This is a genomic window from Mycolicibacter engbaekii (genome assembly GCF_002101585.1).
In the GTDB taxonomy this organism is placed as follows: domain Bacteria; phylum Actinomycetota; class Actinomycetes; order Mycobacteriales; family Mycobacteriaceae; genus Mycobacterium; species Mycobacterium engbaekii.
Map to the genome: position 1 here is coordinate 1 of NZ_LQOT01000026.1, position 20343 is coordinate 20343.

20 protein-coding genes and 1 pseudogene are annotated in these 20343 nt (G+C 69.5%); 8 read left to right on the forward strand and 13 right to left on the reverse strand.

Annotated elements, in window-relative coordinates; all coding sequences use genetic code 11:
* Window positions 1-899, reverse strand: an 899-nt coding sequence (locus tag AWC02_RS07795; RefSeq protein ID WP_237160372.1) for a hypothetical protein, incomplete at its 3' end; no start/stop codon positions are given.
* A 93-nt stretch (window positions 900-992) separates the two neighbouring features.
* Here AWC02_RS07795 and AWC02_RS07800 point away from each other — a divergent pair.
* Window positions 993-2288 carry a glycosyltransferase 87 family protein gene (locus AWC02_RS07800; protein ID WP_085128223.1) on the forward strand — a complete coding sequence of 432 codons (1296 nt, stop codon included), beginning with the start codon at window positions 993-995 and terminating at the stop codon, window positions 2286-2288.
* Here the strand turns inward: AWC02_RS07800 and AWC02_RS07805 are convergent.
* The 5 genes from AWC02_RS07805 to AWC02_RS07825 form a co-directional block, all read right to left on the reverse strand.
* On the reverse strand, window positions 2249-2983 hold the full coding sequence (locus AWC02_RS07805) for a lysophospholipid acyltransferase family protein (RefSeq protein ID WP_085128224.1): 735 nt from the start codon (window positions 2981-2983) through the stop codon (window positions 2249-2251). The genes AWC02_RS07800 and AWC02_RS07805 overlap by 40 nt on opposite strands.
* 97 nt (window positions 2984-3080) lie before the next feature.
* A complete protein-coding gene (locus AWC02_RS07810) occupies window positions 3081-3497 on the reverse strand; it encodes a hypothetical protein (RefSeq protein WP_085128225.1) in 417 nt (138 codons plus the stop codon).
* The gene (locus tag AWC02_RS07815) at window positions 3494-4777 is read right to left on the reverse strand and encodes an ArsA family ATPase (protein WP_085128226.1); all 1284 of its coding nucleotides are present in this window, start codon (window positions 4775-4777) and stop codon (window positions 3494-3496) included. Before AWC02_RS07815 ends, AWC02_RS07810 begins: the two co-directional genes overlap by 4 nt.
* Window positions 4774-5211: an SRPBCC family protein gene (locus tag AWC02_RS07820; protein ID WP_085128227.1), complete on the reverse strand. Its 438-nt coding sequence runs from the start codon at window positions 5209-5211 to the stop codon at window positions 4774-4776. The genes AWC02_RS07815 and AWC02_RS07820 overlap by 4 nt, the downstream gene beginning before the upstream one ends.
* A gap of 79 nt (window positions 5212-5290) precedes the next feature.
* Window positions 5291-5686 carry a polyketide cyclase / dehydrase and lipid transport gene (locus AWC02_RS07825; RefSeq protein WP_085128228.1) on the reverse strand — a complete coding sequence of 132 codons (396 nt, stop codon included), beginning with the start codon at window positions 5684-5686 and terminating at the stop codon, window positions 5291-5293.
* Window positions 5687-5848: 162 nt separating this feature from the next.
* Here AWC02_RS07825 and AWC02_RS07830 point away from each other — a divergent pair, with 162 nt between their 5' ends.
* Entirely contained in the window at window positions 5849-7651 is a 1803-nt protein-coding gene (locus tag AWC02_RS07830; RefSeq protein WP_085128229.1) for an AMP-dependent synthetase/ligase, read from the forward strand.
* A 31-nt stretch (window positions 7652-7682) separates the two neighbouring features.
* Here AWC02_RS07830 and AWC02_RS07835 read toward each other — a convergent pair whose 3' ends face one another.
* The 4 genes from AWC02_RS07835 to AWC02_RS07850 all read right to left on the reverse strand — a co-directional run bounded on the left by AWC02_RS07835 (window position 7683) and on the right by AWC02_RS07850 (window position 11241).
* On the reverse strand, window positions 7683-8825 hold the full coding sequence (locus AWC02_RS07835) for a glycosyltransferase family 4 protein (protein WP_085128230.1): 1143 nt from the start codon (window positions 8823-8825) through the stop codon (window positions 7683-7685).
* A gap of 20 nt (window positions 8826-8845) precedes the next feature.
* Complete coding sequence (locus AWC02_RS07840; RefSeq protein ID WP_419179219.1) at window positions 8846-9631, reverse strand: hypothetical protein; 786 nt, start codon at window positions 9629-9631, stop codon at window positions 8846-8848.
* Between the two features lie 31 nt (window positions 9632-9662).
* Complete coding sequence (ripC, locus tag AWC02_RS07845; protein WP_419179218.1) at window positions 9663-10805, reverse strand: peptidoglycan hydrolase RipC; 1143 nt, start codon at window positions 10803-10805, stop codon at window positions 9663-9665.
* Window positions 10806-10977: 172 nt separating this feature from the next.
* Window positions 10978-11241, reverse strand: a complete 264-nt coding sequence (locus tag AWC02_RS07850) for a hypothetical protein (protein ID WP_085128232.1) — start codon at window positions 11239-11241, stop codon at window positions 10978-10980.
* A gap of 146 nt (window positions 11242-11387) precedes the next feature.
* Here AWC02_RS07850 and AWC02_RS07855 point away from each other — a divergent pair.
* A pseudogene (locus AWC02_RS07855) lies at window positions 11388-13112 on the forward strand (DEDD exonuclease domain-containing protein); the annotation flags it as partial.
* A gap of 30 nt (window positions 13113-13142) precedes the next feature.
* Here AWC02_RS07855 and trpD read toward each other — a convergent pair.
* Window positions 13143-14225, reverse strand: coding sequence for an anthranilate phosphoribosyltransferase (gene trpD / locus AWC02_RS07860; RefSeq protein WP_237160373.1), 1083 nt, complete (start codon window positions 14223-14225; stop codon window positions 13143-13145).
* A 139-nt stretch (window positions 14226-14364) separates the two neighbouring features.
* On the opposite strand from trpD, the gene ctaE reads away from it, so the two are divergent.
* Genes ctaE through AWC02_RS07885 form a run of 5 tightly spaced genes read left to right on the forward strand, consistent with a single transcriptional unit; the run spans window position 14365 to window position 19327 of the window.
* Window positions 14365-14976 carry an aa3-type cytochrome oxidase subunit III gene (gene ctaE / locus AWC02_RS07865; RefSeq protein WP_046316503.1) on the forward strand — a complete coding sequence of 204 codons (612 nt, stop codon included), beginning with the start codon at window positions 14365-14367 and terminating at the stop codon, window positions 14974-14976.
* Window positions 14973-15848 carry a cytochrome bc1 complex diheme cytochrome c subunit gene (gene qcrC, locus AWC02_RS07870; RefSeq protein ID WP_237160374.1) on the forward strand — a complete coding sequence of 292 codons (876 nt, stop codon included), beginning with the start codon at window positions 14973-14975 and terminating at the stop codon, window positions 15846-15848. Before ctaE ends, qcrC begins: the two co-directional genes overlap by 4 nt.
* On the forward strand, window positions 15845-17014 hold the full coding sequence (qcrA, locus tag AWC02_RS07875; protein WP_085128239.1) for a cytochrome bc1 complex Rieske iron-sulfur subunit: 1170 nt from the start codon (window positions 15845-15847) through the stop codon (window positions 17012-17014). The genes qcrC and qcrA overlap by 4 nt, the downstream gene beginning before the upstream one ends.
* Complete coding sequence (qcrB, locus tag AWC02_RS07880; RefSeq protein ID WP_085128235.1) at window positions 17011-18636, forward strand: cytochrome bc1 complex cytochrome b subunit; 1626 nt, start codon at window positions 17011-17013, stop codon at window positions 18634-18636. The genes qcrA and qcrB overlap by 4 nt, the downstream gene beginning before the upstream one ends.
* Window positions 18637-18673: 37 nt before the next feature.
* A complete protein-coding gene (locus AWC02_RS07885) occupies window positions 18674-19327 on the forward strand; it encodes a pyridoxine/pyridoxamine 5'-phosphate oxidase (protein ID WP_336385671.1) in 654 nt (217 codons plus the stop codon).
* Window positions 19328-19351: 24 nt separating this feature from the next.
* Here AWC02_RS07885 and AWC02_RS07890 read toward each other — a convergent pair whose 3' ends face one another.
* Window positions 19352-19981 (reverse strand): DUF2561 family protein, encoded by a 630-nt coding sequence (locus tag AWC02_RS07890; protein ID WP_085128236.1) that lies wholly within the window; start codon window positions 19979-19981, stop codon window positions 19352-19354.
* On the reverse strand, window positions 19978-20343 hold a 366-nt coding region (locus AWC02_RS07895), incomplete at its 5' end, for an MmpS family transport accessory protein (protein ID WP_237160376.1). The genes AWC02_RS07890 and AWC02_RS07895, both read right to left, overlap by 4 nt.

Here is a 20343-nt window from a genome sequence, read left to right on the forward strand (position 1 = left end):
GCGGGGGCCTGCGGCCGGGCGGCCTGGGGCCGGGCCTGCGGCCGGGGGGCCATGAATTTCACCGTCGGCGCCGATGCGGCGCGCACCTCGCGGTCGAGCTCGGCGTCGACCGCCCGCTCGTCGGGCACCTGGGGCCGGCCCGCGATCGCGTCCTGCAACCAGAGCTTGGCGGCAATCACCGGACGGCGCAGCCGGCGCTCGCGCTCCAGCGCGCGGTGCATTCGCTCACGGCTGTTCAGATAACGCCAACGGGCCCAGGGCGCGTGCGGCCGAGACAGCCGCACCGCGCCGATCACCAGCAGGGGAAAGAAAAACATCCCGATCAACCCGGTCCACACCTTGCCCTTCAACAACACCATCACGCCCAGCGGCAATGCCGTCACCAAACCGATGAACACCCCGGTGCGAATCAACGGCGACGACGTATCGTGCCATGTTCCGGCCAGAAACGTCAGCGGGTGAAAGCCCAGCACCAGCAGCCCGGCGACCGCCGTGGCGGCGAACACCGCGTCGACCGACGCGCGGCCGTCCTCCTCCCAGTACACGTCGGACAGATGCAGGATCAGCGCGTACTCGTCGAGCACCAGCGCCGCCCCGATTCCGAACGCGATCGCCGCCAGGCTGAACGCCGGCTCATGCCCGCTGGATCCGACGGTCACCAGCGTCACCCCGGACACCATCACCAGCACCACCCCGAACACCACGTGGTGGATGTGCTTGGTCCCGATATGGACGTTGCGCGGCTGCCACCACCGCGGCGGCCGGGGGTTGTCGGCCTGGCTGCGGATGTAGCGCACCACGGCACGGGTCACCAGGAACGTCGCCAAAAAGGCCAGCAGACAGCACAGCAGCGGCAGTCGGCCACGCCCCACAATGTCGTCGCGGAACCATTCGAGCATCTAATGAAACGTACGCCCTCACCGCACACCACGCCCGGATCGCCACCGGTATGGCGCGGTCTGAGGTAGCCACCGGATAGGCTGTGCTGCGACATGACTACATCGCGGCCGGCCGAGCCGGGCCGTCGGCACGGGGGCATCAACGGTAGGGCCGTTTGGTGGATGTTCGCGGCGCTGACGATGGCAGCCCTGGGCTACATGACGTGGCGGGCATTGGGCAGCACGCCGTATCACATCGACGTCGACGTCTACCGGATGGCGGCCCAGGCCTGGCGTGACGGCCAGCCGCTCTACGGCCAGAACTGGTTCCAAACCCAGATCGACGGGACCGTCCTGCCGTTCACCTATCCCCCGATCGCCGCGGTGTTGTTCGCCCCGCTCACCTGGGTCTCGCTGGGCACCGCCACCGTCGTGTTGACCATCGTCTCGACGCTGCTGCTGGTGGTGTCGATCACGATCGTGCTGACCGGCCTGGGGGTGAGTGTCGAGACAGGCCCGGGTTGCGGCCCGGCCTGGTGGCGCCGAGCTGTGGTGGCCGCGGCGATCGTGGCGGCGGCCATCTGGTTAGACGCCGAACCGATCTGGGCCAACTTCGACTTCGGCCAGGTCAATGCGGTGTTGATGACCCTGGTGATCGCCGACTGTGTACCGCGGCGCACCTACTGGCCGCGCGGCACCCTGCTGGGTGTGGCGGTGGCGCTGAAGCTGACCCCGGCCGTGTTCGTGCTCTACTTCCTGTTGCGCGGCGACCGGCGCGCCGCGATCACCACGGTGGTGTCGTTTCTGGCCGCGACCCTGGTGGGCTTCGCGATGGCCTGGAGCGACTCCTGGCAGTACTGGACGCGCACAGTCACCGACACCGACCGCATCGGCGGAGCGACGCTGAACACCAACCAGAACCTGGCCGGGGCGCTGGCCCGGCTGCCGCTGGGCGAGCAGCTGCGCTCGCTGCTGTGGCTGGCCGGGTGCCTGGTGGTGCTTGCGGTGACCGTGTGGGCGGCCCGCCGCGTGCTCAGCGCCGGTGAACCGATCTTGGCGCTGGTCTGCGTGGCACTGTTCGGGCTGGTCGTGTCGCCGGTGTCCTGGTCGCACCACTGGGTGTGGATGCTTCCGGCGGTGGTGGTGACCGCGGTGATGGCTGCCCGGCACCGGGCGCTGGTGCTGGGAGCGCTCAGCGTGATCGGGGTGGCGCTGATGATGCGCAGTCCGATCGAGTTGCTGCCCGAACATCATGAGATCGGCGCCGCGTGGTGGCGCCAATTGGCCGGAACGTCCTACGTGTGGTGGGCGCTGGCGATGATCATCGCGGCCGGCGCGACGCTGCGGCCGGCCCCCCGGACGAATCCGGATCAGCCCGCCGCGGTCTCCGGAAACCGGGCGACCGGCTGAGCCGTCTCCCCTTCCGAGTGCGCCGCACCGTTTTTGAGGTTCGCCGCGTAGACGTCGACGTACTCCTGCCCGGACAGCCGCATCAACTCATACATCACCTCGTCGGTGACGGCGCGCTCGATGAAGCGGTTGTCGGCCATCCCGTCGAAGCGCGAGAAGTCCATCGGCTTGCCGAAGCGGACGGTGACGCGGCCGAACCGCAGCATCGAGGTGCCCGGCGGGTTGACGACGTTGGTGCCGACCATCGCGACGGGGATCACCGGAACACCGGTGTGCAGTGCCAGCCGGGCCAGCCCGGTCTTGCCCTTGTAGAGCCGGCCGTCCGGTGAACGGGTGCCCTCGGGGTAGATCCCGAGCAGCTTGCCCTGATCCAGGATCCGCCGGGCGGTGTTGAGCGCGGCCCGCGCGGCGTCGGCGTCGTTGCGGTCGATGGGCACCTGCCCGACGGCGGTGTAGAACGAGCGGGTCAACCAGCCTTTGACCCCGGTGCCGGTGAAGTATTCCGCCTTGGCCAGAAAAGTGATCCGACGGCGCACCACCAGGGGCAGGAAAAAACTGTCCATGACGGCCAAATGATTGCTGGCCAGAATCGCCGCTCCGTCGTCGGGGATGTTTTCCAGTCCCTCAACTTTCGGCCGGCCGATCACGGCCAGCAGCGGACCGAAAAACACGTACTTGACCAGCCAATACCACATGGCCCCTCCCTCCTGGTCGTGTTCGCGCTAACTTTACCGAGCGGCCGTGGCTGGGGCCACACGGTGATTCGTCACAGCGCGAATTCGCTGGAATTCCTCAGCTTTCGCCGTCTGAGGATTCGGTTTCGATGTGCACCGGAATGTGTTGGTAACTGGGCCGGACCGGCGCGTCACCGTCGCCGCCGGGTGCGGCCGGGCCCGGTGGGGCCGGTTCGGGCGGTTCCGGCGGCCCGCCGGCACCGGCGGTCTCCCCGACCACGGCGCGGACCACCTCGTAGAGCGCAACGCTGTGCTCGGCCACCACGGTCAGCAGCGGATGCTCTTCGCCGGTCACCAGCGCCGCCAGCGCGCATACCGGGCACCACACCTGCTGACATTTGCCCGGTCCGTCGCCGGAGGCCGCCAGCAGCGCCGCGGCACGCACCGCCGGATCGAGACGATCCAGAATCGCCTGGGCGAGCTTGCGCAGCTCGGGTCCGAGCTCACCGAGGTCGGGGTGCGCGCCAGCGGTCACCGTCGCCCCTCCTCATCGCCAGTCGTCGGCCACACGTCCGGGTCCGGCCGGAAGCGCACCGTCAGTTCACTGCCACGCAGCGTTGCGTCGACAACCGTGCACCGTCGCAGCACCGACGCCAGCCGCACGCGGCGTCTGGTGGCGCCTGCACCGATGATCAGATCGTCTCCGGACCGCCCCAGGCTCAGGACACCGGAATCGACCTGGGGTAACTCTAGCCGCAGGCGATACACCGCCCCCAGCCCGGAACCGGACTCCCGGTCGACCACCGGCCGCACCGGACCGGGCGGTGCCGATCCGTCCCGGCGGCGACTGCCGGCGAGCAGGTCGCCCAGAGCCTTGGGGCCGATCGGCTCACCCGCCAGATGCGGGACCAGCACCATTGCCACGTCGCCGATCGCGCGGTCGATCTCGGCCAGGACGGTGCGCTGTTCGCCGATCCGCTCGGCGTACCAGTCGAACGCGGGATGGGCCGGCAGGTCGGTGTAGACGTACGAATCGTCCTGCACCAAAATCTGATTGACGATCAGTTCCGCTACCCGCACCCCGGTCAGCGACAGCGCCCCCAGGGTCCGGACGGCCTCGGCGGCCACCACACGCTCGGCGGTCAACACCAGATGCGCCGCCACCGTCGTCTCATCCCGGAGGCGCTCGGCAAGCCGCTCGGCGGCAATGCTGATCCGCTCGATCGCCGCCACCAGGGCAGTCGACCGCGGGTCCTCGGTCCCGCTGAGCCGGCGGTGCCGAGGCCAGGACCGTTCGGCATACAGCGCCACGGTCGCCGGCAGGGTCAGCATCCGCATCGCATCGGCGGTCGATGCGCAGTCGACGATGACGCGGTCCCACTGCCCGCTGTCCGCGAGTTCGCCGACCTCGTGCAGACCCAACACCTCCTGGACCCCCGGAAAGGCCGAAAGTTCTTCGGGGGCAAGGCTACCCAGATCCGATTCCGGGAACCGCGCAGCGAGCACCCCGACCACGCCGGCCCAGTGCCGCTCGAGCACGGCCAGGGTGTCCAGCGCCAGCACGTCCAGCCGGCCCGGCCCCGCGCCGTCGAGAGCCACCGGGCTGGGATCCCGGGCACCGTTGGGAGCCAGCTGCACGCCGAGCACATCGCCCACCGAATGGGCCTGATCGGTGGAGACCAGCAGCACGCGGTCGCCGGCGCATGCCTGCGTGACAGCGGTAGCTGCCGCACACGTGGACTTTCCTACGCCACCCTTACCGACGAACAGACTCAGCTGGGCTGCAGCCGGCGTCGCTGCTTGCGGCGGCCTCACTCAGCCTCGGCTCGCTTCTTCAGATCCTTCAGAGCGGTGTCGGTCAGTCGCCGTTCCGCCTTGCGCTTGAGCAGGCCGATCATAGGAATCATCAGATCCACCGACAACTCGTAGACGACCTCGGTACCAGATCCCTTGGGCGTCAAGCGATATTCGCCGTTGAGGGCCTTCAGCAGCGAACTCGACGCCAGCGACCAGCGCACCGAGCGGCGATCGGGCGACCAGTCATAGTCCAGCACCATGGTGTCTTTGAGCACGGCCGCGTCGAGCACCAGCCGGGCCACCTTCGGGTACCCGTCGGCGTCGGTTTCGAGCACCTCGGCCTCGGTGTACTCCGAGACCCAGTCGGGATAGGCGCCGATGTCGGCGATCACCTTCATCACCGTGTCCGGATCCGCCGCGATGTAGATCGTCTGAGCTGTCTTATCGGCCACGTACTACTTCCCTAACTCGCTCGCGCCTGGCACGACCCCACGGCACAGACGGTACCCCGCCGTCCCGGACCGGGGCGGTTCAACGTACGGCGTTCGGAGAGACCCCCACCGGCCGGGAACTCTCCAGGCGGTCCTTGATCTCGAAAGCCATCCGCTTGCCGGCCACCCGGCGGCGGTGGTTCAGCTTCGCCAGGTTCAGCTTGGCCAGCTGCCGGCCGGTCACGCCGGTCGGCTCGGCGTGCAGGAAGTAGTGCAGCAGCACGCCGTCGAGCATCGGCTCCAGCCAGATCTCCATGGTGCCGGTCAGCGGCCCGATCACCGTCCACCGGATGCCCTTGTCGGCCCGGTCCTCGACCACCTGGAGTTGCAGGTCGGGCCACCACCGCTGCCAACTCGAGCGATCGGCGACCGCCGCGCCGACCTGCTCGCCGGATGCGGCGACGAAAGTCTCGTCGGCAACCTGGATACTGTTCATGGCCCGCAAGCGTATCGAAGACGTTTGCGCAGCGAACCTCCCCTGCCCGCCGATGCCGCGCACCCGACGCTGCGGCCCGCAAAAGTGAACACGGTCACGCTCGTGGGCAGGCGCCGACTAGGCTGAGCGGGTCTACCCTGGCTGGCAAGAGAGGTCATCGCAATGCGTGAGTTCAGTGTTCCGGCGTCATTCACCGTCGAGGAGCACGACAACGTCGCCGCGGTCGTTTTCGAGCACGAGCGCAACAGTCCCGATTACGTGATCTACCAGCGGTTGGTCGACGGGGCCTGGACCGATGTCACGTGCGCAGAAGCCGCCGCGCAGATCCGGTCGGCCGCACTGGGACTGATCGGTCAGGGCGTGGCCCCCGGCGACCGGGTGGTCATCTTCTCGGCGACCCGCTACGAGTGGGCCCTGCTCGACTACGCGATCCTGTCCATCGGCGCGGTCACTGTGCCGATCTACGAAACCTCTTCGGCCGAGCAGGTCCGGTGGGTGATGCAGGACTCCAGCGCGGTGCTGGCCTTCGCCGAAACCGACGAGCACGCCCAGATCATCAACGAACTCGCCGCCGACCTGCCGGCACTGCGGCGGGTGCACACCATCGACGGTTCCGGCCCGGCCGCGCTCGACGAGCTCGCCGAAGCCGGCGCCGGTCAGGACCCGGCCCAGCTCACCGCACGCCTTGGCGCGCTGCGGGCCACCGACCCGGCGACGCTGATCTACACCTCGGGCACCACCGGGCGCCCCAAGGGCTGCGAGCTCACCCACTCCAACCTCATCCACGAGGTGCGCGGCACCCAGGCCGCGCTGCCGACCCTGCTGACCGCCGGGCAGCGCCTGCTGGTCTTTCTGCCGCTGGCCCACGTGCTGGCCCGCGCGCTGAGCATCGCCGGCTTCGCCAACAAGGTCACCGTCGGCTTCACCAGCGACATCAAGAACCTGGTGCCGATGTTCGGGGTGTTCAAGCCGACCGTGGTGGTTTCGGTGCCGCGGGTCTTCGAGAAGGTGTACAACACCGCCGCGCAGAACGCCGCCAACGACGGCAAGGGCCGCATCTTCGAGATCGCCGCCCAGACCGCGGTGGACTGGAGCGAGTCTCTCGACCGCGGCGGTCCGAGCCTGTTGCTGCGCGCCAAGCACGCCCTGTTCGACAAGCTGGTCTATCACAAGCTGCGCGCGGCGCTGGGCGGCAACTGCCGCGCCTCGGTCTCCGGCGGGGCTCCGCTGGGCGAGCGGCTGGGCCACTTCTACCGTGGCGTCGGCCTGTCCATCTACGAGGGCTACGGCCTGACCGAGACCACGGCTGCCATCACCGTCAACCCGGTCGGCGGAATGAAGGTGGGGACCGTCGGAAAGCTGGTGCCCGGCAACAGCATGCGAGTCGCCGAGGACGGCGAGCTGCTGGTGCGCGGCGGGGTGGTGTTCAACGGCTACTGGCGCAATGAGGCGGCCACCGCCGACGCATTCGTCGACGGCTGGTTCCGCACCGGGGACCTGGCCGCCATCGACGCCGACGGCTACCTGAAGATCACCGGCCGCAAGAAGGAGATCATCGTCACCGCCGGCGGCAAGAACGTCGCCCCGGCGGTCCTGGAGGACCAGCTGCGCTCGCACCCGCTGATCAGTCAGGCGATGGTCGTCGGAGACGCCAAGCCGTTCATCGGCGCACTGATCACCATCGACCCGGAAGCCTTCGACGGCTGGAAGCAGCGCAACGGCAAGTCCAGCACCGACACGCCCGGGGACCTCGCGACCGACCCGGATCTGCTCGCCGAGGTCGACGGGGCGGTCAAACAGGCCAATCTGTCGGTCTCCCACGCCGAATCGATCCGCAAGTTCCAGATCCTGCCGGTCGACTTCACCGAGGCCACCGGCGAGCTGACCCCGACGATGAAGGTCAAGCGCAACATCGTCGCGGAGAAGTTCGCCGAGGCGATCGAAGCGATCTACGCCAAGGGCTGAGGCACCCTGCCGACCAAGGGCTGAGCCCCGCTCAGGCCTGCAACAGCTCGGCCATGCGTCCGGCCAGCGAGTCCCAGCGCCAATGGCCGGTGGCCCATTCGCGCCCGGCGGCACCCATCGCCGCGGCCCGGGCGGGGTCGGCGAGCAGCCCGGCGACCGCGTCGGCGATCTGGTCCACCGCGCGGCCATCGACCACCAGGCCGGTCCGGTTGTGCACCACGGTCTCGGGGGCACCGCCGGAGTCGCCGGCGACCACCGGCACCCCGGCGGCCGAGGCCTCCAGAAACACGATCCCCAGCCCCTCGACGTCCAGTCCGGCGCCGCGGGTGCGGCAGGGCATCGCGAACACGTCCCCGAGCAGGTAGTAGGCCGGTAGCTCGGCGGCCGGTACGCCGCCGGTGAACGTCACCGCGTCGGCGACCCCGCACTCGCGGGCCAACGTGTGCAGCCTCTCGGCGTACGGTCCCCCACCGACGATGACCAGCGCGGCCCCATCCACCCGTTGCCGAATCGCCGGAAGCGCCCGGATCAGCATGTCCTGACCCTTGCGGGGCACCAGCCGCGAAACGCACACCACGGTGGGACGCCCACCCAACCCGTGCCGGGCGCGCAGCTCGGCGCGGGCCGCGGGGTCGGGGCGGAACCGGTCGGTGTCCACGCCGGGAGGCAGGTGCTCCAGGGCGGCGTCGGGACCGAACGCCGAGGCGAACCGGCCACGGGTGTAGTGGCTGACGAAGGTGACGGTGTCGCAGGTGTCGCCGATCCGGCGCAGCACCGAGCGGGCCCCCGGCAGCATCGACCAGCCGACCTCATGGCCGTGCGTGCTGGCCAGCACCCGAACGGCGCCGGCACCGCGCGCCCGCTGCGCCAGCAGCGCCAGCGGGGCGGCCGCGCCGAACCACACCGTCTCGGCGCCCGAGTCGGCGATGAGCCCACGCATCCGTGCATCGACCGCCGGGCCCGGCAACATCAGCGTGCCGGGATGCCGTACCACCTGATAGCCGGCGGCTTTCGCGGATTCATCGAAGTCCTGCGCGCCCTTCCACTTTGGCGCATACACCGTGATTTCGTGCCGCCCCGCAGCGGCGATGCGGCGCACCAGTTCTTCCAGGTAGCACTGGATGCCGCCGGGACGCGGCGGAAAATCGTTGGTTACCAGCAGGACCCGGCTCACCCGTGGATGCTAGCGCGCGGTCAACCCCGCCACTGCTGCCACCCGGCGAGCAATCCGGGCAGGTCGACCCCGAGCACCAGTGGCACCGCCACGGCCAATGGGACATGCCCGGGGCCGCATGCGGTCAGATAAAGCTCGCGCAGTTTTGCCGTCCCGAAGCGGTCGGCGACGAACCGCGCGAACTCCCACGCCCGCTCGTAGGCCTGGGCACGGCCCGCGCCGCCGGCATCCAGCTCGGCATCCGAGGGCAGCGTCACCGGTCCGGGCGCCGCGCCGGATCGATCCCAGGCAGGCCGCGCGACGAAGTCCGCCACGCCCTCGATGAGCCAGCGCGGCGCATCCAGCGCGGTGTCGATGCGCGCGGCGAAGTGAAACAGTTCATGGGTCAACACGATTCGCAACGCGGGGGTGCTCATCGCGGCCGCACCGGGCGCGAAGACGATCCGCTGCCCCTGCGCTGTCCGGCGCTCCGGATCCACCCGGTCGGCGACCGCGACCGCAGCGATGTCGGCCCACTGCGCCACATCGGCGCTGCCGTCGCCGGCCAGCTCGGCGAACTGGCGATCCGATCCGGTGGCCGTCACCGGGATGCGATGGGACCAGTCGGTGCCCCAGAAGTCCTCGACCGCCTCGACCGCGGCCCCGATGTTCTCGGCCACCCGGCTCAGCAACGCCGCGCCGGCCGGGCCGCCCTGATTCTCCAGCACGACGGTGCGGCCATCCCCCACGATCAGCGGCACCGCTGTCGGCTCGCGTGGCGCGGCGATCAGCAGCGCTAGCGCGCCGACCAGCTCGACGGCCAGCAGCAGCGACAGGACGCGGCGGACTCCGCGACGCTCAGTAACGGCGGGCGTTGTGGATCGGGCCCGACGACGTCATCGGCACCACCCGAACCGGCTGACCGAAGGTGGGCGAGTGAACCATCATGCCGTCGCCCACGTAGATACCCGAGTGCGAGGCGTCCGAATAGAAGGTCAGCACGTCACCGGGCTGCAGGTCCGACAACGCCACCGGCTGCCCGCCGTTGGCCTGCGCCTGGCTGGAATGCGGCAGGTTGATCCCGGCCTGGTTGAACGCCCACATCACCAGCCCGGAGCAGTCGAAGCCGCCCGGTGCGGCGCCACCCCAGACATACGGCGTTCCGACCTGGGTCAACGCGGCCTGCACGGCGGTCGCGGCGGCCCCGCTTCCGGACCCGCCGGGAACCGCACCCAGCGGAGACGGCGCGTCGAAGCCGGGCAGCTGGAATCCGGGGGCCGGCGGCGCACCCTCGGGGGCCGGCTCCGCGGGTGCGGCCTCGGGCACCGGTCCGGGCTGGGCCATCGCGGTGCGCTGCTCAGGGCTGAGTGCGTAGTACTGGGATTTGACCAACGAGATCTGCAGCTGCAAGCGACTCTGGCGCGCCTGCAAGTCGGCCCGCACGGCGGCGGCCTGCTCGGCGGCGGTCCGCGCCTCCTCAGCCGACTTGGCCGAGGCCTCCTCGGCCTGGGCGGCCTGATCGCTGGCGGCCCGGAAGCGGTCCAACTGCACCGCCATGTCGCCGGCCACCACCCGCTGCACACCGAGCTTGTCGATCAGTTGCTGCGGCGACTCGGCGGTCAGGATCGCGTCCGCGCCGCCGACCCGGCCACCCATGTAGGTGGTGGCGGCGAAGCGGTTGACGGCCGACCGGTAGGTGGTGAGCTTTTCGGCGGCCTCATCCACGGCGGCCTGGTCGGCGGCATGCGCGGCCTCTGCGGCCTGCTGGGCGGCGAGCTTCTCGTCGAGGTTGAGCTGCGCGGTGTGCATGGCCTCGGTGGTCTGCTCGGCCTGCCGAGACAGTTCGCTGAGCTTGGCCAGGGCGTCGTCGGCGGGATCGGCGTACACATTTCCGGCCACAACGCTGCTCAGAACCATGACACCGGCCACCAGGCCGGCTGCGGCGCCGAGGATGGGGCGCGTCAAAGCACGCAGGTTCCCCTGCACACGTTCGAGCTCCAAGATTGCATCCTTAACACTGCCCAGGAAGACACGAGGGGGACGTGCCTCCGCCGAAAGTACGTAAGGTCTCGATTAGGTTACGGAACGGCAACGGCGTTGTCTATGTTGAGTGCCTCACTCTACAGCCCCGCGATTGGCCCGACCCGGGCGGCTCGCGGGGGCCGGCCGCCGCTCAGGCCACGCCGGATCGGCGCACGGGTGCGCGCCCGCCACGAATCGGCACCAACCGCAGTCGGGGAGCCATCCCGGCCTCGGCAAGCACGTCGAGTGCCGCCCGCTCGTCGTCGAGCAGCTCGTTGGGCACTCCCAGCAGCACGCTGACCACACAGTCCCGGCAGGCCGGTCCGCGCACGGCGCAGGCATCGCAGTCGATCACCATCGGATCGGCTTCCGGCCGGCGCGTGCCGCCGTCATCCGAGGGTTCGATCTGTCCCATGAGGCTTCCTCTCGATCGGTTGCCCGCACGCTAACGCCGGCCACCGACAAGGGCGGTGCCCACGAGGGTGAGCGTCCTCGCTTCACCTCACCTCCGGCGAGCCTCGCGAGACGCCGGTGTCGGTGCGGCCGCCTAGGGTGCGGCCTATGACCTCCGGTACGGACGCAGGCCAGCTGAGCTTGGCGGATCTCGAAGCCGAACTCGGCGCCTCCCCGGCCACCCTGCGCGAGACCACGTTCGTGGTGGTGGACCTGGAGACCACCGGCGCCCGGGCGGCGCCCCGCGGGGACGGCGAACCGGACGCCATCACCGAGATCGGCGCGGTCAAGGTGCGCGGCGGCGTCGTCGAGGGCGAGTTCGCCACCTTGATCAACCCGCAGCGCGGCATCCCCCCGCAGATCGTTCGGCTGACCGGTATCACCACCGCCATGGTGTACGAGGCGCCCACCATCGACTCCGTGCTGCCGTCGTTTCTCGAGTTCGCCGGATTCGACCGGGGTTCGGTGCTGGTCGCCCATAACGCCGGCTTCGACGTCGGGTTCCTGACCGCCGCCGCGCGACGCTGCGATCTGGCCTGGCCGCGTCCGCCGGTGCTGTGCACGGTGCGGCTGGCCCGCCGGGCGCTCAGCCGCGAAGAGGCGCCCAGCGTCCGGCTCGCCGAGCTGGCCCGGCTGTTCGCGGTCAGCACCACGCCCACCCACCGGGCGCTCGACGACGCCCGCGCCACCGTCGACGTCCTGCACGCCCTGCTCGAGCGGCTGGGCAACCAGCGGGTGAACACCTTCGTGGATCTGCGCGCCTACCTTTCGCATGCGACACCGGCCCAGCGCGGCAAACGCGGCCTCGCGGTGGGCCTGCCGCATCGGCCCGGGGTGTATCTGTTCCGCGGCCCGTCCGACGAGGTGCTCTACATCGGCACCTCCACCGACCTGCGCCGCCGGGTCTCCCAGTACTTCAACGGGTCGGAGCGTCGTCGCCGGATCGCCGAGATGGTGGCCCTGGCGACCCGCGTCGATCACGTCGAATGCGCGCATGCCCTCGAAGCCGGGGTGCGCGAACTGCGCCTGCTGGCCGCCCACGCTCCCCCTTACAACCGCCGGTCGAAGTTTCCCCGCCGGTGGTGGTGGATCACGCTGTCCAAGGAGCCGTTTCCCCGTCTTGTCGTGGTGCGCAGCCCCGGGCACGACCGGGTTGTCGGCCCGTTCCGGTCACGGGCCGACGCCGCCGACACCGCCGTTCTGCTGGCGCGCTTCTCCGGGCTGCGCACCTGCACCACGCGGCTTTCGGCAACCGCCCGGCACTCGTGCCCGCCGCAGCAAGTGGGCGCGTGCCCGGCCGCGGCGGACATCACCGTCGGCGACTACGCCGGCACGGTCCGCCGGGTGGCCGATCTGGTCGACGGCGCCGACAACACCGCCCTGGCCGCGGCGGTGGACCAGGTGCGGGCGGTGGCCGATCGCGGCCATTACGAGAGCGCGGCCCGGTTGCGGGACAGGGTCGCCACGGCCATCGACGTGCTGTGGCGCAGTCAGCGGGCTCGCGCCCTGGCGTCGTTGCCCGAGCTGGTGGCCGCCTCGCCGGACGGCGCCGGCGGCTGGCACCTGGCGGTGATCCGCCACGGTCGGCTGGCTGCCGCCGGGTGTGCGGCCCGCGGGGTGCCCCCGATGCCCGTCGTCGATGCGATCACGCTGGGCGCCGAGGCGGTGCTGCCGGAGCCGGCGCCTCTGGCCGGAGCGCTGGTCGAGGAGACCACCCTGATCGCCCGGTGGCTGGCCGCTCCCGGGGTGCGCATCGTGCGGGTGCAATCCGCGGACGACGAGTCGAACGGCTGGTCCGAGCCGCTGGCCTCAGCCGGGCCGTGGGCGTCGTGGGCGGCTCTGGCCCGCTCGGCGCGGCTGGCGTCAGCGCTGGGCGCCGAAGCGGACCCAACGGGCGAGCAACCGTTCCGCCGCGCCGCTGTCAATCGCCTCGACGGCACGCGCCAGCCCGTCTTCCCAGGCCGGCAGCCACTCAGCGCTGCTGGATAGCCCGGCATGGGCGACCAGTGCCCCGGCGGCGTTGAGCACCACGGCGTCGCGCACCGCGCCTTTGGCGCCGCCGAGCACCGAGCGCGCCTCCTCAGCGTTGGCCTGCGCGTCACCGCCGAGCAGTTCGTGCACCTCGGCGCGGGGAAACCCGAACGCGGCCGGGTCGAAGGTCAGCCGATCGACGGTGCCGGCCTGCACCCGCCAGATCGTGCTCGTGGTGGTGGTGGTCAGTTCGTCGAGGCCGTCGTCGCCGTGCACCACCAACACGCTGGAGTTGCGCGCCGCGAACACCCCGGCCATCACCTCGGCCAGATTGCCGAAGGCGCACCCGATCAGCCCGGCCCGCGGGCGCGCCGGGTTGGTCAGCGGCCCCAGCAGGTTGAACACCGTCGGCACACCGATCTCGCGGCGAGCCACCGAGGCGTTGCGATACGACGGCTGGAACTGCGGAGCGAAGCAGAAACCGATGCCGACCTCGGCGACACTGCGGGCCACGTCGTCGGGCCCCATGTCGATGCGCACCCCCAGCGCCTCCAGGGTGTCGGCACCGCCGGACAGCGAGCCCGCGGATCGATTGCCGTGCTTGACCACCGGCACCCCCGCAGCGGCCACCACGATCGCCGCCATCGTGGACAGGTTCACCGTGTTGGCGCCGTCACCGCCGGTACCGACGACGTCGACGGTGTCGGTGCCGATCTTGTCGGTGGGCACCTTGCGGCCGTGCGCCAGCATGACCTCGGCCAGCGCACCGACCTCGGCCGCGGTCGGGCCCTTCATCTGCATTGCCACCCCGAACGCCGCGATCTGCGCGGAGGTGGCGCTGCCGTCCATGATCTGCTCCATCGCCCAGGCCGCTTCGCCCGGTGGCAGATCCGCACCGGACGTCAGTGCGCCCAGTACCTGTCGCCACTGCCCTATCTGCGCCTTCGGCTGCGCCGCACTCCCTGGCTCGACCACGCGCCCGATCGTCGCATGCGGGGTTCGTGGCGCCAAAGTCAAGGGGAAACGGGCCGGTAACGACCAGGACAAGACTGGTTCACACGAAATGCCAGCCCCGGGTGGAGTTCTACAACTACATAGCGTCATACTTGCGGATGTGACGAGCGCTGTGGGGTCCTCGGGTACTGCCATTACTTCGCGTGTGCATTCGCTGAACCGTCCGAATATGGTCAGCGTCGGCACCATCGTGTGGCTGTCCAGTGAATTGATGTTCTTTGCCGGTCTGTTCGCGATGTACTTCACCGCGCGAGCACAGTCCGGAGGCGCCTGGCCGCCGCCGCCAACCGAGTTGAACCTCGCACTGGCGGTCCCGGTGACGCTGGTGCTGATCGCGTCCTCGTTCACCTGCCAGATGGGCGTGTTCGCCGCCGAGCGCGGTGACGTGTTCGGGCTGCGCCGGTGGTACCTGCTGACCTTCCTCATGGGGCTGTTCTTCGTCTGCGGTCAGGCCTACGAGTACTCACACCTGGTCGCGCACGGCACCACCATTCCCTCGAGCGCCTACGGCACGGTGTTCTACCTGACCACCGGCTTCCACGGCCTGCACGTTATCGGCGGCTTGGTGGCCTTCGTCTTCCTGATGCTGCGCACCACCATGAGCAAGTTCACCCCGGCTCAGGCCACCGCATCGATTGTCGTGTCCTACTACTGGCACTTCGTCGACATCGTGTGGATCGCACTGTTCGCCACGATCTACTTCATCCGATGAGCAACCGCCCGATGAACAGGAGTGTCCGGTTGAAGACACTGAAGAAGTGGGCCCGGCCTGGCAGCAACGACACCGTCGCCCGGCGCCGCCTGCGCCGCCGGCTCTCCGGCGGGCTACTACTGCTGGTCGCCCTGGCCCTGGCCGGCGGCACCGCCGCACTGCTGACCCCGACCCCACAGGTCGCGGTCGCCGACGAGTCCACCTCCGCCCTGCTGCGGACCGGTAAGCAACTCTTCGACACCTCGTGCGTGAGCTGCCACGGCGTGAACCTGCAAGGTGAGCCCGGCCGTGGACCGAGCCTGCTCGGTGTCGGCGAGGCCGCCGTCTACTTCCAGGTCTCCAGCGGACGGATGCCCGCGGCCCGCGGGGAGGCCCAGGCGCCCCGCAAGTACCCGATGTTCGACGCCGCCCAGATCGACGCCATCGGTGCCTACGTGCAGGCCAACGGCAGCGGCCCCACCGTGGTCCGCAACGCCGACGGCAGCATCGCCCAGGCCTCGCTGCGCGGCGAGGACCTCGGCCGCGGCGGCGACCTGTTCCGCCTGAACTGCGCGTCGTGCCACAACTTCACCGGCCGCGGCGGCGCACTGTCGTCGGGTAAGTACGCGCCCGACCTGGCACCGGCCAGCGAGCAGCAGATCCTGACCGCGATGCTGACCGGCCCGCAGAACATGCCGCGCTTCTCCGACCGGCAGATCTCCATGGAGGAGAAGAAGGACATCATCGCCTACGTCAAATCCGTGACCGAGGAACGTGATCCGGGCGGCTACGGGCTCGGCGGGTTCGGCCCGGCTCCTGAGGGCATGGTGATGTGGATTATCGGCATGGTCGCCGCCATCGCCGCGGCAATGTGGATCGGGGCACGCTCATGAGCAGCTACGACAAGACCGAACTCCCCGACGACGCCACACTGGCGACGATGACCACCGACGAGCTGTTGGCTCTCGGCGGCAAGATCGACGGAGTCGAGACCGTCTTCAAAGAGACCCGCTGGCCCGTTGAGGGCACCCGGGCGGAGAAGCGCGCCGAGCGCCGGGTTGCGGCCTGGTTCCTGGCCGGTGGCGGCTTCGGATTGGCGCTGCTGCTGGTCTTCTTGTTCTGGCCCTGGGAGTACGCGCCGCTGGAGTCCCCCGACGGCCTGGCCTACTCGTTGGCAACGCCGTTGTACGGCTTGACGTTCGGGATGTCGGTGCTGTGCATCGCCATCGGCGCCGTGCTGTTCGTCAAGAAGTTCATTCCCGAAGAGATCACCATCCAGGAGCGTCACGACGGCAGCTCCAGCGAGCTCGACCGCAGGACCGTGGGCGCGCAGCTCACCGACGCCTTCGAAGGCTCCACCATCCGGCGGCGCAAGCTGCTCGGTGCCTCCCTGGGCGTCGGATTCGGAGCTTTCGGTCTGGGCACCCTGGTCGCCGGCGCCGGCGGGCTGATCAAGAACCCGTGGAAGCCGGTCGTTGAGACCGCCGAGGGTAAGAAGGCCGAACTGTGGACCTCCGGGTGGACGCCGCGCTACCAAGGCGAAACCATCTACCTGGCCCGCTCCACCGGCCAGAGCACCAACTCGCCGTTCATCAAGATGCGGCCCGAGGACCTCGACGCCGGCGGTATGGAGACGGTGTTCCCCTGGCGGGAGTCCGACGGTGACGGCACCACCGAAGAGTCGCGGGAGAAGCTCACCCACATCATGATGGGCGTCCGCAACCCGGTCATGCTGATCCGCATCCGGCCTGACGACCGGGGCAAGGTGGTCAAGCGCCAGGGCCAGGAGAGCTTCAACTACGGCGACTTCTTCGCCTACACGAAGATCTGCTCGCACCTGGGCTGCCCCTCATCGCTGTTCGAGCAGCAGACCTATCGGATCCTGTGCCCGTGCCACCAGTCGCAGTTCGACGCACTGCACTACGCCAAGCCGGTCTTCGGCCCGGCGGCGCGCGCGCTGGCACAGCTGCCGATCACCATCGACACCAATGGTTATCTGGTCGCCAACGGCGACTTCGTCGAACCCGTCGGACCGGCTTTCTGGGAGCGCACCTCATGAGTCCTGCAATCGGCGACCTGCTCGCCCGCCAAGCTGACGAGATCGACACCCGTTACCACCCGTCGGCCGCCCTGCGCCGGCAGTTCAACAAGGTCTTCCCGACGCACTGGTCGTTCCTGCTCGGTGAGATCGCGCTGTACAGCTTCATCATCTTGCTGCTGTCCGGCGTCTACCTGACGTTGTTCTTCGACCCGTCGATGGCCGAGGTCATCTACCAGGGCGTCTACCAGCCACTCAACGGCGTGCAGATGTCCCGGGCCTACGAGTCGGCGCTGGACATCTCCTTCGAGGTCCGCGGCGGCCTGTTCGTCCGCCAGCTCCACCACTGGGCGGCGCTGATGTTCGCGGCGTCGATCATGGTGCACCTGGCGCGCATCTTCTTCACCGGCGCGTTCCGCCGACCGCGTGAAGCCAACTGGGTGATCGGGTCGCTGCTGCTGATCCTGGCCATGTTCGAGGGCTACTTCGGCTACTCCCTGCCCGACGACCTGCTCTCCGGTATCGGTCTGCGTGCCGCGCTGTCCTCGATCACGCTGGGCATGCCGGTGATCGGCACCTGGCTGCACTGGGCGCTGTTCGGCGGCGACTTCCCGGGCACCATCTTGATCCCCCGGCTCTACGCGCTGCACATCCTGCTGATCCCGGGCATCATCCTGGCCCTCATCGGCGTGCACATGGCGCTGGTGTGGTTCCAGAAGCACACCCAGTTCCCCGGCCCGGGCCGCACCGAGACCAACGTCGTGGGCGTGCGGGTGCTGCCGGTCTTCGCGATCAAGTCGGGCGCGTTCTTCGCGATGATCACCGGCATCCTCGGCCTGATGGGCGGGCTGCTGCAGATCAACGCGATCTGGAACCTGGGCCCCTACCGGCCTTCTCAGGTGTCGGCGGGTAGCCAGCCGGACTTCTACATGATGTGGACCGAAGGCATGGCCCGTCTGTGGCCGGCGTGGGAGTTCTACCCGTTCGGCCACACCATTCCGGGAGCGGTCGGCGTGGCGCTGATCATGGGCGCGGTGTTCACCCTGCTGATCATCTACCCCTTCCTGGAGAAGAAGTTCACCGGTGACACCGGGCACCACAACCTTCTCCAGCGGCCCCGGGACGTTCCGGTCCGCACCGCCATCGGCGCCATGGCGATCACCTTCTACATGGTGCTGACCCTGGCCGCGATGAACGACATCATCGCGTGGAAGTTCCACATCTCCCTGAATGCGACCACCTGGATCGGCCGCATCGGAATGGTGGTGCTGCCGCCGCTGATCTTCTTCGTCACCTACCGGTGGTGCATCGGTCTGCAGCGCAGCGACCGCGCGGTGCTCGAGCACGGCATCGAGACCGGCATCATCAAGCGGCTGCCGCAGGGCGCCTACATCGAGCTGCACCAGCCCCTGGGCCCGGTCGACGAACACGGCCACCCGATTCCGCTGGAGTACGCCGGTGCCCCGCTGCCCAAGAAGATGAACAAGCTCGGTTCCGGTGGCGCCACCGGTCACGGCAGCTTCCTGACGGCCGACCCGGCCGACGAGGACGCAGCGCTCACCGAGGCCGCTCACGCCAGCGAGCGGCGTGCGCTGACCGCACTGGCCGAGTACCAGGGCGAAGAAACCAACGGCCACCACTAGGCCCATCGGGACCCAGGTGTCCCAGCCAGCGGGCAGCCTGCGCACTGTGTTGCGTGGGCTGCCCGTTTTGGTTGGTGCGGCCCCGGAGTTCGATCCGGCACAAGCCCCAGACGATCCCGTCGACCTGTTCGTCGAGTGGTTGCTGCACGCTGTCGACAGCGGCGTCGCGGAGCCGCATGCGATGACGTTGTCGACGGTGCACGCCGGCGGCGACCGGGCGCGGCCCGGCGCACGGGTGCTGATCCTCAAAGACGTCGATGCCGCCGGATGGCACTTCGCCGTCAGCTCGGCCAGCCGCAAGGGCGCGGAGCTCGCCCGCAATCCGGCTGTCGCGCTGACGTTCTACTGGGCCGCACTGGGCCGCCAGATCCGCATCGAAGGCGTCGCGCTGCCCGACCCACCGGAAGTGACCGCTGCGGACTTCCAGGCCCGCTCCGAAGGCGCCCGGGCGATGGTGCTAACCGGACGGCAAAGTGAGCCGTACTGCGACCCCGCCGAGATCGACGAAGCCCTGGCGAAAGCACATCTGGAGCACGAGCGCTCCCCCGCCCTGGTCCCGGTCGAGTGGGCTTCGTATGCGGTACGCGCTGACTCGGTGGAGTTCTGGCAGTCCGACACCGTCCGCCGGCACCGCAGGCTCCGCTATGAGCGTGCCGGCGCCCGCTGGGCGACGACGCTGCTCTGGCCTTAGCCCGCTACGCCCGCGCTGTACCGCTCAGCCGAACCGAGACGGCAGGTCCGCCACCTCACCGAGCTGGCGCAGGTACAGCCAGGGAATCACCGGCATGGCCACCGCGCCGACCCCGGCCAGGCCGTAGCAGACCCACGCCCCGGTGTCCTTGCCGACGGCCATCAGATAGGTCGCCAACGCCACCAGGGTCAACGCCGCACCGGTCGCGCTGGCCATCGCGGTGATGCCACGCAACAGCACCCGGTCCACTTCGTCCTGGTTGGGCAGCAGTGACCTGGTGCCGGCAGCTCGCCGGCCGGGCACGTCGAAGCCGCGCTGTGGCAGCGGGGCGCCCGGCCGCAGCGGCTTGGAAGGCGCCTGGGGCGGAAAGCCGGCGGGCCGCGGCGCCTCGGGCTGACGGGCCCGCAGCAGCATCGGGACGGCGGCCAGTATCACCAGCGCCGATACGCCGATCACGACGTAGAGCAGTCCGTGCGAGCTCTCCGCGGGCTGGTGAAAGCCCCGCCCGAGATCCACCAGGGCCACCGTGGCCGCCACGCTCATGCCCAGCAGCGTCAGCCAGATCGCCGCGCAGGCGCCCAGCAGGACGCGGTCTGTGACTTCCGGGGAGCGTCCCGGTCCAAAGAATCGATCTGTCATGGTTCCGCCGCTCATCCGCAGCTCGTCGCCGGTGCATCGTTGCTGTTGGAGAACAACACCCTACCGTCACTGCTGGTGATCGAGCAGTTGAGCTTGCTCAGCCGCAGCATGCTGGTGGCCTCCACGGCCCCGATCTCCGACTGGGAGATGGGGGTCAGCGTCAGCGACCACGGAATGTAGGCGTTGCGCTGGGTGCGACGCTGCCCGGAGGCATCGACGTAGGTGATGGTGATCTGGTCGAACGGGGCCTTGGTGCCTGTCACCGAATACGTCACCTGCAACGGCTTGGCCGGCGTGGTCGTGGTGGTCTCCTGCGTCGTGGTCGGTGGCTCCGTTGTCGGCTCCTCGCTCGGCGCGGGCGGCGGCGGGGGTGGCGG

Bases quoted from the DNA above. Each gene is read 5' to 3' on its own strand.
- AWC02_RS07890 (WP_085128236.1), bottom strand. From the start codon at position 19,981: ATGAGCGGCGGAACCATGACAGATCGATTCTTTGGACCGGGACGCTCC.
- qcrB (WP_085128235.1), top strand. From the start codon at position 17,011: ATGAGTCCTGCAATCGGCGACCTGCTCGCCCGCCAAGCTGACGAGATC.
- AWC02_RS07825 (WP_085128228.1), bottom strand. From the start codon at position 5,686: ATGAACAGTATCCAGGTTGCCGACGAGACTTTCGTCGCCGCATCCGGC.
- AWC02_RS07800 (WP_085128223.1), top strand. From the start codon at position 993: ATGACTACATCGCGGCCGGCCGAGCCGGGCCGTCGGCACGGGGGCATC.
- qcrA (WP_085128239.1), top strand. From the start codon at position 15,845: ATGAGCAGCTACGACAAGACCGAACTCCCCGACGACGCCACACTGGCG.
- AWC02_RS07830 (WP_085128229.1), top strand. From the start codon at position 5,849: ATGCGTGAGTTCAGTGTTCCGGCGTCATTCACCGTCGAGGAGCACGAC.
- AWC02_RS07805 (WP_085128224.1), bottom strand. From the start codon at position 2,983: ATGTGGTATTGGCTGGTCAAGTACGTGTTTTTCGGTCCGCTGCTGGCC.
- AWC02_RS07850 (WP_085128232.1), bottom strand. From the start codon at position 11,241: ATGGGACAGATCGAACCCTCGGATGACGGCGGCACGCGCCGGCCGGAA.
- qcrC (WP_237160374.1), top strand. From the start codon at position 14,973: ATGAGCAACCGCCCGATGAACAGGAGTGTCCGGTTGAAGACACTGAAG.